Raw genomic sequence first — 14,293 nt, forward strand, 5'->3', positions numbered from 1 at the left:
TGAAACAAATCAAATGCTTGTTTTTTTATTTTAAACAGATATGATAATAATAGTTAGATATAACTAACTACAGGAGGAAACATGAAAATATTATTTATTATATTTGGAATTATATCATTTATTTTAGGAGCGATTGGTGTGGTTTTACCAATATTGCCAACGACCCCCATTTTTACTTTTAAGTGCTTTTTTATTTTCAAAAAGTTCAGATAGATTTCATGAATATTTAATTCAAACAAAACTTTATCAAAAATATATCAATGAAATGGTCATTGAAAGAAAGACAACGAGAAAGAAAAGGAATCAGTCATTATTTACAGTAACACTTATTTTTTTGATTGCTGTAATGATTACACCTGTATGGATTGGAAAGATATGTTTACTGATGGTAATGAGTATTCATCATTTTATTATGTTAAAGAAAGTAGAGATTATTAATGAATAAAATAGATCAAAAAAGAGAAAATGAAAAAAGAATATTAAAGGTAATGATTGATATTTATCAAAGAAAACATCCTCAAGAAAGTAAGATGTGTGAAGATCTTTATAAGTACGCTTGTTTGCGTATTGATAAATGTCCTTTTATGGAAACTAAAACTTTTTGTAGTGGATGTCAAGTTCATTGTTATCAAAAAGAATATCGAAGCCAAGTTAAAAAAGTGATGCGCTTTTCTGGAAAGTATATGCTTTTTTACCATCCACTTCTAACAATCAAACATGGATGGCTTTCACTTAAAGAAAGGAGAAGAAAAAATGTTTAATAAAAGATTATTAAAAACTTTTAAAGCGGAAATGAAAAATGTTTATGGGTTAGTCTTGATTCAATGGTTGGTTTTAATTTGCCATATTCTACTGACATTTTTACATAGTTATGTTTTATCTTGTCTTTATTTAAAACAATCTTTTTCACTTGTTTTTTATTTATTAAGTGTGATTTGTTTGTTTGCTTTAAAATGTTTTTTACAAACAACACAAAATAAACAAGCATTATCTTTAAGTGAAATGATTAAGACAAAGTTAAGAAAAAGTGTTTTTGATAAGATATATCATCAAAAACAAACAACAGTTTTTAAAGAATCGACGCTTACTCAACTTACAAGTGAAGGTATTGATCAATTAGAAATTTATTTTTCTAAATATATACCACAATTCTTTTATGCCATGTTGGCACCACTTACTTTATTTATCGTTGTTGGTTTTATGTCTTTAAAAGTAGCGCTTATCTTGCTTTTATGTGTACCACTTATTCCTGTTTCTATTGTTATTGTACAAAAAATAGCTAAAAGGTTATTAGCGAAGTATTGGAATAGTTATACAGGATTAGCGGATTCTTTTTTAGAAAATTTACAAGGACTTACAACTTTAAAATATTATCAAAGTGATTTATATTATCAAGATAAAATGGATAGGGAAGCAGAAGACTTTAGAAAGAAAACCATGCGTGTTTTAATTATGCAACTGAATTCGATTAGTGTGATGGATCTAGTGGCTTATGGTGGTTTTGGTTTAGGAGTTGTTTTGGGTCTACAAGAATATTTAAATCAACATATTACTTTTATGATGTTTGTTTTTATTGTAATGATTTCTATTGAATTCTTTTTACCTTTAAGAATGTTAGGAAGTTATTTTCATATTGGACAAAATGGAAACGCGGCAGCAGATAAAATTTTTAAACTATTGGATAGCTTGGATGATATTCAAGAAAGTTATCAGGAATCGATTTCAACTTTATTTTTTGAACATGTAACTTTTGGCTATGATGAAAAAATTATTTTAAAAGATGTTTCATTTTCTTTATCCAAAGGAATATTTTTAACGATTGTAGGAGAATCAGGTTCGGGGAAAAGTACAATTGCTTCACTGCTAATGAATTTATATCCAATTCAAAAAGGTAAAATTCTTTATAATCAAGAAACAATACCAGAAACAATGACACTTTATCAAAAAATAACGTTGATCAAAGATGAAACATATATTTTAAAAGGGACAGTCTTTGATCATCTTGCAATGTCAGGATGTATTGATGAAGAAAAAATGATGGCTGTTTTAAAAGAAGTAAAACTATTTGAGGTCTTTGAAAATCAAGGAGGATTAAAGTTTCAACTCAATGAAGGAGCTAAAAATATATCAGGTGGACAAAGACAAAGATTAGCTCTTGCAAGAGCGTTATTGCGTGAAAGTGATGTTTATATTTTTGATGAAGCAACGAATAATGTTGATCGTGAAAGTGAAGAGATTATTTTAAAAATTATGAAACGTTTAGCTAAAGATAAAATTATTATTTTTATTACACATCGCATGGCTCATTGTAAAGAAAGTCAACTTACTTTTGTGATGAAAGAGGGGAGATTGATTCAACAAGGAAGTTATGATGAATTATTCAATCAAGCTAATTTATTTAGAGAGCTTGTGGAAAATCAAAAGAATTTAGAAAGGATTATTGAAAATGAAAGATAAGATAAAATTAATTATTTCTTTATTAAAATTAGTACGTCCTTTTTTAATGATTATGTTATTGGCAATTATTTTAGGTGTGTTAGGGCATTTAACAGCAACCTTTATTACCGTTTTTATCATTCTTGCTTTTTGTAAAGTAATTTCCTTTTCACTTGCTGTTAAATTAATTATTCTTTGTGCATTTTCAAGAGGAATCTTACGATACATAGAACAAGCATGTAATCATTATATTGCCTTTAAAGTATTGGCTCATATTCGTCATTTAGTCTTTGAAAAATTAAGAGAATTGGCACCAGCTAAATTAGAAAATGAAGATAAAGGAAATATTATTGCAATGTTGACAAGTGATGTTGAACTCTTAGAAGTTTTCTTTGCTCATACTATTTCGCCAGTGATGATTGCCTTTATTTATAGTATAATTATGATTTGTTTTATAGGTTCTTATCATTTTGTTTTTGGGATACTTGCTTTTATTTGTTATGGTATCATGGGTATATTGATTCCATATATTACTTATAAAGTGAGTCAAAAAGAGGGAAGCAATTATCGTTTTTTACTTGCTAATTTTAATACTTTTGTTTTAGAGACAGTTTTAGGTAAAAGAGAAATTTTACAATTTAGTCAACAAGAAAAACGCTTTGAACAGATGATGGATCATCAAAATAATTTAACCCAAACACATCAAAAATTAATCAAGCATCAAAGTTTTCAACAAATACTTTCAGATGGGCTGATTATTTTATCGATTGTTATTTCTATTTTATTGATCAAGAATCATGTTTCTAAGGAATTGTTGATTCCAATGATGGCACTTTCTTCATCCTTTGGACCAACGATTGCTCTAGCAAATCTAGCCAACAATCTCAATCAAGTATTCCCTTGTGCAAGACGTATTTTAAATCTATTAGATGAAGAACCATTACTTAAAGAAATTACAAATAAAAATACAATTTTAAATTTACCAATTGAAATAAAAAATCTTTCATTTCATTATCCAAATACGTCTACTGAAATTTTACATCAAATCAATTATACATTTGAATTTGGTAAAACCTATGGTCTTCTTGGTAAAAGTGGATGTGGTAAATCAACATTATTGAAATTATTAATGCGTATTTATCAAGGTGAAGGTGAGATTTTATTTGATCATGAATCCATTGAAAATATCAATAGCCACACTTTAAAAGAAAATATCAGCTATGTTGATCAAGAAACATTTTTATTTAAAGATACGTTATATCATAATATTACTTTATTAAATCCTGCTTATAGTCAAGAAGATGTAATAGAAGCTTGTAAACAAGCACAAATTCATGATTTTATTATGTCTTTACCACAAGGATATCAAACGATTTATGATGAAAATATTTCGGGTGGTCAAAAACAAAGAATTGGTCTTGCACGTGCTTTCTTAAGAAAAACACCGATTCTTTTATTAGATGAACCAACAAGTCGTATTGATAGTTTAAATGAAGCAGCCCTGTTAGAAAGTTTAAAACGAATTAAAGATGAAAAATTGATTATTATTGTTAGTCATCGAAAGTCATCTCTTGCTTTATGTGATGAAATTATTGAAATAGAACAAGGTATAATAAAAACTTAAAGATGAGATAAAAAATATTTATTTTTTAAGAAAATGTCGTATAATGACAAATGATAGGAGGATTTTAAGATGAAAGAATTTTTCAAAAGTAAAGAATTATGGACATTTGTAGGAGGAGCAGTAACTGCTGTTGTCACTTCAAAGTTCGCTAAAAGTAATAAAGCAAGAGAATTAGCTGTTAAAGGATTAGCTAGTGGAATGCAAGTAAAAGATAACGTAGAAGCAACTGTTACTTCTATTAAAGAAGATGCTCAAGACGTCTATGCTGAAGCTGTAGAAAAAAGTAAGGCACAATAATGATGAGTAATTTTAAAATAGTTCATGAAATTGATGGAAGATTACGTGTTCGTTTTGGACAATATGCTTTTACAAGTGGACAAGCAACTATTTTAAAAAGCGATTTTTTAAATCTTGAGTATGTAAGATATGTAGAAGCTCATTATAAAAATGGAAGTCTTTTATTGGTTTTTGATGAAAATTATAAAAATGAAGTATTTGATTATTTAAATAATTATGATTTAAGTGATTTACAAAACAGAGAAATCCCTGAGAATTGTTCTCAAAATTTACAAGTACTTGATCAAAGTTTTAAGCATGAATTAATTAAAATTTTTGCTAGAAGATATGCTGTTAAGTTCTTTTTACCAAATGTTGTTGGTAAAGGAATTGTTATTTATAAAGCATTAGCTTATTTTAAAGCAGGACTTTCTTCACTTGGAAATAGACGTATTGATGTACCTGTTTTAGATGCAACAAGTATTGGTGTTTCTTTATTGCGTAAAGAGTTCAATACAGCAAGCAATATTATGTTGATGCTTAAAATATCTGAATTATTAGAAGACTATACACGTCAAAAAGTTACTTTACAATTAGGTGATAGTTTGATGAGTAAGTTTGATAAAGTTTGGATTTATGAAGATGGACAAGAACAAGAAATTGCGATGTCTGATTTAAAACAAGGGCAAGTTGTTATTGTTCAAACAGGAAGTATGGTTCCTATTGATGGAGAAATCGTTGATGGTGAAGCGATGGTCAATGAATCAAGCTTTACAGGTGAACCGTTAAGCAAACGTGTGACATTAAATGATACGGTTTATGCAGGAACATTGATTGAAGAAGGAAAGATTTTTGTTAAGGTCAGAAACTTACAAGATGATAGCCGTATTGTTAAAATCATTGATATGATTGATACAAATGAATCATTAAAAGCATCCATTCAATCAAGAGCAGAACATATGGCGGATGCCATTGTACCTTATAGTTTCTTAGGATTCTTTGGGGTTTGGGCATTGACAAGAAATCTTACAAGAGCCACTTCTCTTTTATTAGTGGATTATTCTTGTGCGATTCGTCTATCAACATCAATTTCAGTGATTTCAGCAATGCAAGAAGCTTCAATGCATAATGTTTTAGTTAAAGGTGGAAAACATTTAGAAAGCATGAAGGATGCAAATGTGATTGTTTTTGATAAAACAGGAACTTTAACACATGCCAAACCTGTTGTACTAGATGTCGTTCCTTTACAAGATTATACAAGAGAAGAAGTTTTAAAAATTGCGGCTTGTCTAGAAGAACATTTCCCACATAGTGTGGCTAATGCCATCGTTCATCAAGCAGAAGTTGAAAACTTAAAACATCGTGAAGAACATGCGGAAGTAAAATATGTGATTGCTCATGGTATTTCGACAAGCTTAAATGGTGAAGATGTTATTATTGGAAGCAGTCATTTTGTCTTTGAAGATGAAGGTGTAGAAATGACACAAGAAATTAAAGATTTGATTTCTTCACTTGAAAGTAAAGGTTCAAGTTCCCTTATTTATCTAGCCATTGCTAAAAAGCTTGCAGGTATTATTAGTATTTATGATCCTTTAAAACCAGAAGCTAAAGAAGTTGTTCAAGAACTTCGTGATATTGGTTTCGATAAAGTCATTATGCTTACAGGGGATAGTCCTAACTGTGCAAAAGCAATTGCGAAACAATTAAATTTAGATGATTTTAGAGCAGGAGTTTTACCAGAAGATAAAGCAAGTTATATTGAAAGTTTAAAAAAAGAAGGAAATACCGTTGTGATGGTAGGAGATGGTATTAATGATACACCAGCCTTATCCATGGCAGATGTTTCGATTTCACTTCAAGATAGCTCAGATATTGCGCGTGAACTTGCAGATATTACACTTGTATCAAATTCGTTAAATGATATTGTTGCTTTAAGAATGATTTCAGAAGGCTTATTTAAACGTATTCATAGTCAATATCGTTTGATTGTTGGTTTAAATACATCCTTTATTGTTTTAGGAGCATTAGGTTTACTTACACCACAAATGCTCGCCATGCTTCATAATGGAAGTACATTCTTAATTGCTTCAGGTTCAACACGTTCATTATTACATTAGAAACAGATATTTTCTGTTTCTTTTTCTTTTTATGAAAGTATGTTGAAGTTGTAAAAGCGCTTTATTATACTAATAGAAAAGGAGATAGATTATGGCAATTAAAGTAATAATTATGGATATTGATGGGACTTTAGTCAATGATGAAAAAGTCATTACTCCTCTTACTAAAGAAACCTTATTAAAAGCACAAGATAAAGGGGTACGTTTGGTTTTAGCTTCAGGAAGACCAACAAGTGGTTTATTAAAACTTGCTGAAGAATTAGATATGGAAAATCATCATGGTTTGTTTGTATGTTTCAATGGTTCAAAAGTAGTTGATTGTCAAAGTCATGAAACACTTTATAACCATGCAATTTCTGTAGAAGATAGTAAAGCAATCTTAGAACATCTAAAGAATTTTAAAGCAAGACCAATGTTTGATAAAGATGAATATATGTATGTCAATGATGTTTTTGATAATACAATTACTTATAAAGGAAAACCATTTAATGTTATGCAATATGAATCAAGAGGAAATAACTACATCTTATGTGAAAAAAGAGATTTAGCAGCCTTTGTTGATTTTGAAATCAATAAAATTCTTACATTTGGTGATCCAGACTATTTACAAGCACATTATAAGGAAATGATGGAACCATTTAAAGATCGTCTAAATTGTATGTTTACATCTGATTTCTATTTTGAATTTACTGCAAAAGGTGTTGATAAAGCCAAAGCTTTAGATAGTGTTTTAATTCCTATGGGTTATAAAAAAGAAGAAATGATGGCTTTTGGGGATGCTCAAAATGATAAATCAATGGTGGAATATGTTGGCTTAGGTGTGGCTATGGGAAATGCTTCAGATGAATTAAAAGCAGTAGCTAATGAAATTACAGATACAAATAATAATGATGGTATTGCTAAAGCTATTATGAAACATATTGAGTTATAAAAACGGAGAAATCTGTTTTTTTTCTTTGAGATACTTGAAAAAAGAGAAAAGTGATAGTATTCTATATGTGGTTAGGTAAGGCTAACCATGGGAGGAAATATTATGTTTTTATCAATCAAGGATCTTAAAAAAAGCTTTGGTGAAGATGAATATAAGACAGAAGTTTTAAAAGGTATTGATTTTGAAATAGAAAAAGGTGAAATTTGTGTTTTACTTGGGCCTTCAGGTTCTGGTAAATCAACACTTCTAAATATTATTGGAGGAATTGATCAACCAGATAGTGGGACAATTACGATTCAAGGAAAAACAATTTCAACATTAAAAGAAAAAGATCTAACAAATTATCGTCGTAATCATTTGGGATATGTTTTTCAAATGTATAATTTGATTTCACATTTAAATGTTGAACAAAATATTGATGTAGGAAAATATTTAAGTAAAAATCCATTAAATAAAGAAGAACTCTTACAAACACTTGGGTTAAAAGAACATCGTTATAAACAACCAAATCAATTATCTGGTGGTCAACAACAAAGAACATCAATAGGACGTGCAATCATCAAAAATCCAGATTTATTACTTTGTGATGAACCAACAGGAGCTTTAGATTATCATACATCAAAAGATATTTTACAATTGATTGAAGATGTTAATAAAAAATATGGTAATACAATTATTATTGTAACGCATAATGATGCGATTAAAGACATGGCTGATCGTGTGATTTATTTGCATGATGGACGTATTCGTGAAAATATTAAAAATACGCATAAAATTCCAGCAAAGGATTTGAATTGGTAAAATGAAGAATCCATTATTTAAAAGATTACCATATATTTTAAAAGATGAAATTGCAAAATATTTAATTATATTTTTGTTTATGGCAGGATCTATTGGTCTTATTTCAGGATTTTTAGTAGCTGATGGCTCAATGATCAAAGCTTATAATGACAGTTTTGATAAATACAATATTGAAGATGGACATTTTCGTTTAAATGATTCTCTTTCAAAAGAAAATAAAAAGGCTTTAGAAAAAGAAGGTGTCACAATTTATAATCTTAATTACATCGAAGAAAAAGTAGAATCTTCAAGTACAATTCGTCTCTTTAAACCAAGAAACAAAGTCAATCAAGTCTGTATTATGGATGGAAAACTTCCTCAAAGTAAAAATGAAATAGCGATTGATCGTATGTATGCCGATAATAATAATTATCAAGTAGGCCAAACCATCAAAGTAGGTAAAAAGAAGTTAAAAATTACTGGACTTGTGGCTTTATCAGATTATAGTGCTCTTTTTTCAAAAAATAGTGATCTAATGTTTGATTCTGTTAAATTTGGTGTTGGCATTGTTTCTGATGAAGGGTTTGAAAGCTTTAAAGATACTAAAATCTACTATAACTATGCGTGGACATATAATGAAAAGGTTGATAATGAAGTTAATGCCAGCAATGATTTTTTAAACGTACTTGTTAAAAACGTTTCAGGAATTGATGATTATATTCCTCAATACGCCAACCAAGCCATCCATTTTACAGGTGATGATATGGGTGGAGATGAAGCAATGATGACAGTTTTACTTTATATCATTATTGGAATCCTTGCTTTTGTCTTTGCAATCACTACTAAAAATACCATTGAAAGCGAAGCACCAATGATTGGAACTCTTCGCGCTATGGGATATACAAAAAAAGAAATGTTAGTTCAATACATGACATTACCTATTCTTGTTTCTTTAGGGGCTTGTATTGTCGGAAATATTTTAGGTTATACATATTTTAAAGATGTCATGGCCGGTATGTATTATGGAAGTTATAGTTTACCAACTTATGTTACTATTTGGTCTGGAGATGCGTTTATTAAGACAACGATCATTCCATTTATTATGATGGTTTTAATTAACTATGGTATTTTAATGAAATCTTTAAAATTATCACCTCTTAAATTTATGAAAAGAGATATTAAAAAAGCTAAAAAGAATAAGAAAACACTCGTCTTACATCGTTTAGGTTTCTTTTCTCAATTTAGATTAAGTGTTATTTTAAATAACTTATCAGGGTATGTTACATTATTTGTCGGTGTTTTATTTGCAATTATCTTATTAATGTTTGGAATGGATATGCATCCTGTTCTCGATCATTATCAAGATGTTGTTGTTAATAATATGACTGCTAAATATCAATATATTTTAAATACTCCAGAATCAATTGATACCACAGCCATTGAACAAGCTTTCCAAACGGTTCCTCAAGAATTTAGGGATAGTTTCTTAAGTTTGATTGACGATCAATATGATGAAATGTATGATAACTATAAAACTAAAACCACAGGGGCAGAAGCTTTTTCTCTTTACTCATTAAAAACACTTCCAGAAAGTACAATAGAAGAAGATATTAGCCTCTATGGTTTACAAAATAATAGTCAATATATTCATATAAAATCATTACCCAAAAAAGGTGTTTATATTTCAAAAGATATTGCTGATAAATATAATTTAAAAAAAGGCGATCGTATTTCTTTAAAAGAAAGCTATAAAGATTTACGTTATACTTTTGAAATTAAAGGCATTTATGATGCACCTGGTAGTATGGCACTTTATATGTCTAAATCTTATTTTAATGAAGTTTTCAACTGTCAAGATGGATACTTCAATGGTTATTTTTCAAATAGAAAAATAACAGATTTAAAAGATGACTATATCGCTTCAACCATTACTCAAGATGATTTAACAAAAGTATCAAGACAATTAAATGTTTCAATGGGAGAAATGTTTTATTTAGTTGAAGGATTTGCAATTGTGATGTTTATTATGCTTATTTATCTTCTTACAAAGATGATTATTGAAAATAATAAAGTATCGATCTCCATGGTTAAAATTCTTGGTTATACATCAAAAGAAATACAAAAGATGTATGTTCATGCCACAACAATTGTTATTATGATTTCAACATTACTTTCTTTTGGAATAACAACATGGATCTTATCTTATGCTTTCAAAATAGTTTTTGAAGAATATGCAGGATGGTTACCTTTCTATGTAGAAGGTAGTGTTTATATCAAGATGTTTATCATGACTGTTATTTCTTACTTATTTGTTATGATGATTCAAATGAGAAAAATCAAGAAAATTCCAATGGATGAAGCATTAAAGAATGTTGAATAAAAAAATAAGGCTCTAAAAGGAGCCAAATGGCGTCAACTTAAGGAATTATGCATTCTTTAAGTTGGTGCTATTTTTGTTATTATGAAAATAAATTTAAAATTATTTTATCAATATTTTTGTGCAATAAAAAAAGCGCATAAAATCCCTTTTAATATTACCTATTTTTTTAAATTTTTTGTGTTAAAATATATATGTATTCTTAACTACGGGAATGTGGTCATGAGAACGGATCCGATTTTTTTAAGTTTCGGATTATTTCTTCCGTCGAGTCTAAATCGATATGACGGTGCCGACAGCATAACTCTTCCCCAACGTTGATAGTGTCTGTTTGGGCGAACAGGCACTTTTATTTTGTCTATGATCTTCATGATACTATCTATTTTCTTTTTGATTTTTTCTTTCAGATTATACATCATACAATTTAAAAAATTGATTTCATGAACTATGACATGCAATTGTGTTATGTTCACGACATATTTTTTTCGGTTTGCCTCTTTTCCAATTCATGATTTATTTCTTTTCTTAAAACTCCAACAATATTATGAAACAGAACCTTTGCATATATATCATTTCGTGCAACATCTCCATTTAAGCTTATGTGCCTTTCTATTTCCTGAGTTGTTTTCATTGTCTTATATGAAACCTCAATATCCCATCTTTTTGAATATAGCTCAATGACTTCATCTGCTGAAAATACTTCTTTACTTAGATTGGTAAAATAAATAAGGTTTTCACAATGAATACATGGTTAATGTCTGTATATTTATAAACTCTTTTTATAACTCTTATTTTGAAAATTGGTTTTTCTTTTCTCAATTCTTTGGCTTCTAGTGAAAATCTGAATCTTTTAAGCCATTTATCATCGACTTCAACTTCAATCCATTCATCATCAGATTGCATGAGAGCAACCTGTTTTTTATAAAAATTAGATTTTCCTCTAATAACATAGTTATATTTAAGAAACTCCAAATGAGATATGATTTCAGCTGAACCATAATATCTATCTGCAAGATAAATGATTTTTTGATTTTTCAGGATTTTTTTTGTCCTATATAAATGTGCAAAAGCCAAAGGAGTCTCTGAATATGGAGCAGGCTTCAATGAAAAGTCAATAAACAAACTATTGGTAACATCATAAAGTCCATCTGCTTTGGACTGAACTTTTTTAACATCAAAAATATCATGCACATGCTGATTCATACAGAATTGGAAATCATTTATATTGTAAACATTATATGGGATTTCCATGTATGTTCCATCTTCTGCGATAAGCAAATGATCTCTATATTTTTTAGGAAGAGAAGATGCATAATAAATAGAAGCAAATTGATTGATAAGATATGTAAAAACATTAGGATTGAGCTTTTTTATAGCTTTATTGAGTGCTTATTTACTTATTCTTTTTTCAAATTTATCTATTGAAGAGTAGAAATGAGTAAGTTCAGCATTCGTAGTAGTTTTATTTCGAAAAATAAAATAATAGATGACAGAATAGAAATTCATATTCCTATTACGAGTAAAATCCTTTTTTGTTTACGACAAAGCATGTTGACGATGTCAGATTGTATAATAGAATTGAAATCACAAAAAAGTTGAGATAATTCAGAAGACTTAACTACACTATTCATCATCATAAACAAGACGAGGCTTCTTTTTAGCAAAAGCAGCCTTCAAATAAGGAACGGCATCCTTATCAACTTGCCCAAAATTGATAAGAACACGATGTCTGGGGACACCAGATTCATCACGATAAGATTCAACGAGTGAACAAAAGTATGTATCTTTTTTACCTTTATTATTTTTAACAGCTCTAACAAACATATTATCGCCTTCTTTCTTAACTACATTATATATTAGATATTTATATGATTAAATATAAATAGTCTACAAATACTTAACTACAAATATGTATTTAGAAATCTATATGAGTTAAAAAGGTAAAAAAAGAGCCAACTTCTTAAGTTGACTCCATTGGGCTCTAAAAGGAGCCTTATTCATTTTCAGTACGACTATCTTCAGTAATTTCTTCTACCCAATATCCATGAATACTGTCTCTTGCATCTTGGTAGAGTTTGTTGAAATGATAAATTTCTAAACACCAAATACCAATAGATATAAATATAATAATGGTTACTAATGTTTTAAAAATATATTTTTTATTAAGTTGCTTTATTATGTCATCGTTTTCTAAACTTTCAATATATGATCCAGCAACTTCATTAGGACTACCAAATTCATCTATGATATTTTGATAAGTACAATTAGGATGAGTATTTGAAAATTCAATAATTTTTTGTGTTAGTAACCTTAGAAATTCTTTTTTATCTTTAGAATAAAAAGGAATAATTTTTTTAACATATTTTATATATTTTTTGATTTCTTTATTCATTTTTTACTCCTAATTTAAATACTTATTTTTCTTGTTTTTCTTTTGCTATTTTTTCTTTATATTCTTCAGCTGTATATGTTTTCATCTTTGTATGTTTTGCTTCATCAATCAATTGATTGATTCGATATCTTTCAAATCCCCAAACACTTATGCATAAAATAATTATGACAGAAATAAAAATATTTATAATTTTCTTTTTATTAAGTTTCTTTATAATTTCGTCACTATCTAAAGTTTCAATATAAGAACCAGCAACTTCATTAGGACTCCCAAATTCATCTACGATATCTTGATAACTACAGGAGTCATGTTCATTAGAAAATTCAATGATTTTTTGTGTTAATAACTGTATAAATTCTTTTTTATCTTTTGAATAGATTGGAATAATTTTTTTAACATATTTTATATATTTTTTTATATCGTTACTCATCTTTTTTGCCTTCACCATATGCAATGATTTCAAATACACCTTGCATATTCTTTCTAAATTCAATAATTGTTTGTTCTAAATATTCTTTTCCAATTGGCTCAATATGATAATAAACTCTGATTTTTTTATTAACGATCTCATCTCGACTTGAAATATATTCTTTTTTTAATAAATTATGTACAACAGGATAAAGAGTACCTTCTTTAATATCTAATGAGCCATTGGAAATTTCTTTAATTAATTTTACTAATTCATATCCATAACAATCCTTTACTTTCAACAAACTTAAAACAAGCATATCAATATTAAAGAAACTGTTAGATTTTGCCATCTTTTATCACCCAAATTGATTATAACACACGAATTATTATAAACAAGATACTATTATAATAAAAGTATAATTGACATAATGGTAGAAAGACGTATAATGAAAGTAAGGAAAGCGCTTCCTTGATTCATAATATTATGGATGGAGGAAAAGAAAATGAAGAAACAATATGATGTTTGTCTTATTTATTTAAGCTATGTTTTTGAAATAATAGGTTTATTAGCATTCAAATACTTTGATAATTACATTTCTACCCATTGGATTACAATAGGAACGGATGGAAATCCCATTTATGGGGAAGTAGGCTTGCTTTATAATTTATCAGTTGTCATACATTATTTGTTTTATTTTATAATATTTGTTTATTTTTTTATGATGATTAAAAAGGTTGTTTCTAAAGAATGTATTGATCTTAAAAGAAATACTTTTCTTTTATTTGGATTACTTGTAATTGATTTGGTTATGTATCATTTTTCAATTATGACAATGTTTCATTATTCAAGTGCCATAACTTTTATGTGCGTTGGTTTGATTATTAATATGGTTTTATATTTAAAATATCGTACGTATTTAATTAATAATTAAATGTTTGAGTGGTTTTA

The 14,293-nt window shown here is 28.2% G+C and carries 16 protein-coding genes and 1 pseudogene; 11 read left to right on the plus strand and 6 right to left on the minus strand.

What is annotated here, in order from left to right; translation table 11 throughout:
• Positions 1–81 precede the first annotated feature (81 nt).
• The 10 genes and pseudogenes from Fi14EGH31_RS15675 to Fi14EGH31_RS05025 all read left to right on the plus strand — a co-directional run.
• Positions 82–129 (plus strand): annotated as a pseudogene (locus Fi14EGH31_RS15675) (hypothetical protein); the annotation flags it as partial.
• 7 nt (positions 130–136) lie between these two features.
• Complete coding sequence (locus Fi14EGH31_RS04985; protein WP_200765198.1) at positions 137–445, plus strand: YbaN family protein; 309 nt, start codon at positions 137–139, stop codon at positions 443–445.
• Entirely contained in the window at positions 438–761 is a 324-nt protein-coding gene (locus Fi14EGH31_RS04990; RefSeq protein ID WP_022002139.1) for a nitrous oxide-stimulated promoter family protein, read from the plus strand. Before Fi14EGH31_RS04985 ends, Fi14EGH31_RS04990 begins: the two co-directional genes overlap by 8 nt.
• On the plus strand, positions 754–2,457 hold the full coding sequence (locus Fi14EGH31_RS04995; protein WP_200765199.1) for an ABC transporter ATP-binding protein/permease: 1,704 nt from the start codon (positions 754–756) through the stop codon (positions 2,455–2,457). Before Fi14EGH31_RS04990 ends, Fi14EGH31_RS04995 begins: the two co-directional genes overlap by 8 nt.
• Positions 2,447–4,060 carry an amino acid ABC transporter ATP-binding/permease protein gene (locus Fi14EGH31_RS05000; protein WP_200765200.1) on the plus strand — a complete coding sequence of 538 codons (1,614 nt, stop codon included), beginning with the start codon at positions 2,447–2,449 and terminating at the stop codon, positions 4,058–4,060. The genes Fi14EGH31_RS04995 and Fi14EGH31_RS05000 overlap by 11 nt, the downstream gene beginning before the upstream one ends.
• 69 nt (positions 4,061–4,129) lie before the next feature.
• Entirely contained in the window at positions 4,130–4,357 is a 228-nt protein-coding gene (locus Fi14EGH31_RS05005; RefSeq protein ID WP_022002136.1) for a DUF6110 family protein, read from the plus strand.
• The gene (locus tag Fi14EGH31_RS05010) at positions 4,357–6,453 is read left to right on the plus strand and encodes a heavy metal translocating P-type ATPase (protein WP_234697829.1); all 2,097 of its coding nucleotides are present in this window, start codon (positions 4,357–4,359) and stop codon (positions 6,451–6,453) included. Before Fi14EGH31_RS05005 ends, Fi14EGH31_RS05010 begins: the two co-directional genes overlap by 1 nt.
• A gap of 91 nt (positions 6,454–6,544) precedes the next feature.
• Positions 6,545–7,384: a Cof-type HAD-IIB family hydrolase gene (locus Fi14EGH31_RS05015; RefSeq protein ID WP_032091485.1), complete on the plus strand. Its 840-nt coding sequence runs from the start codon at positions 6,545–6,547 to the stop codon at positions 7,382–7,384.
• A 102-nt stretch (positions 7,385–7,486) separates the two neighbouring features.
• Positions 7,487–8,185 (plus strand): ABC transporter ATP-binding protein, encoded by a 699-nt coding sequence (locus Fi14EGH31_RS05020; RefSeq protein WP_022002133.1) that lies wholly within the window; start codon positions 7,487–7,489, stop codon positions 8,183–8,185.
• Position 8,186: 1 nt separating this feature from the next.
• Positions 8,187–10,544 carry an ABC transporter permease gene (locus tag Fi14EGH31_RS05025; RefSeq protein ID WP_200765201.1) on the plus strand — a complete coding sequence of 786 codons (2,358 nt, stop codon included), beginning with the start codon at positions 8,187–8,189 and terminating at the stop codon, positions 10,542–10,544.
• A 466-nt stretch (positions 10,545–11,010) separates the two neighbouring features.
• Here the strand turns inward: Fi14EGH31_RS05025 and Fi14EGH31_RS05030 are convergent, their stop codons facing one another.
• The 6 genes from Fi14EGH31_RS05030 to Fi14EGH31_RS05055 all read right to left on the minus strand — a co-directional run bounded on the left by Fi14EGH31_RS05030 (position 11,011) and on the right by Fi14EGH31_RS05055 (position 13,694).
• A complete protein-coding gene (locus Fi14EGH31_RS05030) occupies positions 11,011–11,286 on the minus strand; it encodes a transposase (RefSeq protein ID WP_200765373.1) in 276 nt (91 codons plus the stop codon).
• Complete coding sequence (locus Fi14EGH31_RS05035; protein ID WP_200765202.1) at positions 11,250–11,819, minus strand: transposase; 570 nt, start codon at positions 11,817–11,819, stop codon at positions 11,250–11,252. Before Fi14EGH31_RS05035 ends, Fi14EGH31_RS05030 begins: the two co-directional genes overlap by 37 nt.
• A 345-nt stretch (positions 11,820–12,164) precedes the next feature.
• On the minus strand, positions 12,165–12,365 hold the full coding sequence (locus Fi14EGH31_RS05040; protein ID WP_117347170.1) for a hypothetical protein: 201 nt from the start codon (positions 12,363–12,365) through the stop codon (positions 12,165–12,167).
• Positions 12,366–12,534: 169 nt separating this feature from the next.
• Positions 12,535–12,933: a DUF6120 family protein gene (locus Fi14EGH31_RS05045; protein ID WP_200765203.1), complete on the minus strand. Its 399-nt coding sequence runs from the start codon at positions 12,931–12,933 to the stop codon at positions 12,535–12,537.
• Positions 12,934–12,955: 22 nt separating this feature from the next.
• Positions 12,956–13,363 carry a DUF6120 family protein gene (locus tag Fi14EGH31_RS05050; RefSeq protein ID WP_200765204.1) on the minus strand — a complete coding sequence of 136 codons (408 nt, stop codon included), beginning with the start codon at positions 13,361–13,363 and terminating at the stop codon, positions 12,956–12,958.
• Positions 13,356–13,694, minus strand: a complete 339-nt coding sequence (locus Fi14EGH31_RS05055) for a PadR family transcriptional regulator (protein ID WP_022002129.1) — start codon at positions 13,692–13,694, stop codon at positions 13,356–13,358. The genes Fi14EGH31_RS05050 and Fi14EGH31_RS05055 overlap by 8 nt, the downstream gene beginning before the upstream one ends.
• 153 nt (positions 13,695–13,847) lie before the next feature.
• Here Fi14EGH31_RS05055 and Fi14EGH31_RS05060 point away from each other — a divergent pair, with 153 nt between their 5' ends.
• The gene (locus Fi14EGH31_RS05060) at positions 13,848–14,276 is read left to right on the plus strand and encodes a hypothetical protein (RefSeq protein WP_022002128.1); all 429 of its coding nucleotides are present in this window, start codon (positions 13,848–13,850) and stop codon (positions 14,274–14,276) included.
• The last annotated feature ends 17 nt before the right edge of the window (positions 14,277–14,293 follow it).

Origin of the sequence: Faecalibacillus intestinalis (assembly GCF_015097455.1) — a bacterium.
Taxonomy (GTDB): Bacteria; Bacillota_I; Bacilli_A; order Erysipelotrichales; family Coprobacillaceae; genus Faecalibacillus; species Faecalibacillus intestinalis.

Bases quoted from the DNA above. Each gene is read 5' to 3' on its own strand.
- Fi14EGH31_RS04990 (WP_022002139.1), top strand. From the start codon at position 438: ATGAATAAAATAGATCAAAAAAGAGAAAATGAAAAAAGAATATTAAAG.
- Fi14EGH31_RS04995 (WP_200765199.1), top strand. From the start codon at position 754: ATGTTTAATAAAAGATTATTAAAAACTTTTAAAGCGGAAATGAAAAAT.
- Fi14EGH31_RS05000 (WP_200765200.1), top strand. From the start codon at position 2,447: ATGAAAGATAAGATAAAATTAATTATTTCTTTATTAAAATTAGTACGT.
- Fi14EGH31_RS05005 (WP_022002136.1), top strand. From the start codon at position 4,130: ATGAAAGAATTTTTCAAAAGTAAAGAATTATGGACATTTGTAGGAGGA.
- Fi14EGH31_RS05010 (WP_234697829.1), top strand. From the start codon at position 4,357: ATGATGAGTAATTTTAAAATAGTTCATGAAATTGATGGAAGATTACGT.
- Fi14EGH31_RS05015 (WP_032091485.1), top strand. From the start codon at position 6,545: ATGGCAATTAAAGTAATAATTATGGATATTGATGGGACTTTAGTCAAT.
- Fi14EGH31_RS05020 (WP_022002133.1), top strand. From the start codon at position 7,487: ATGTTTTTATCAATCAAGGATCTTAAAAAAAGCTTTGGTGAAGATGAA.
- Fi14EGH31_RS05025 (WP_200765201.1), top strand. From the start codon at position 8,187: ATGAAGAATCCATTATTTAAAAGATTACCATATATTTTAAAAGATGAA.
- Fi14EGH31_RS05040 (WP_117347170.1), bottom strand. From the start codon at position 12,365: ATGTTTGTTAGAGCTGTTAAAAATAATAAAGGTAAAAAAGATACATAC.
- Fi14EGH31_RS05045 (WP_200765203.1), bottom strand. From the start codon at position 12,933: ATGAATAAAGAAATCAAAAAATATATAAAATATGTTAAAAAAATTATT.
- Fi14EGH31_RS05050 (WP_200765204.1), bottom strand. From the start codon at position 13,363: ATGAGTAACGATATAAAAAAATATATAAAATATGTTAAAAAAATTATT.
- Fi14EGH31_RS05055 (WP_022002129.1), bottom strand. From the start codon at position 13,694: ATGGCAAAATCTAACAGTTTCTTTAATATTGATATGCTTGTTTTAAGT.
- Fi14EGH31_RS05060 (WP_022002128.1), top strand. From the start codon at position 13,848: ATGAAGAAACAATATGATGTTTGTCTTATTTATTTAAGCTATGTTTTT.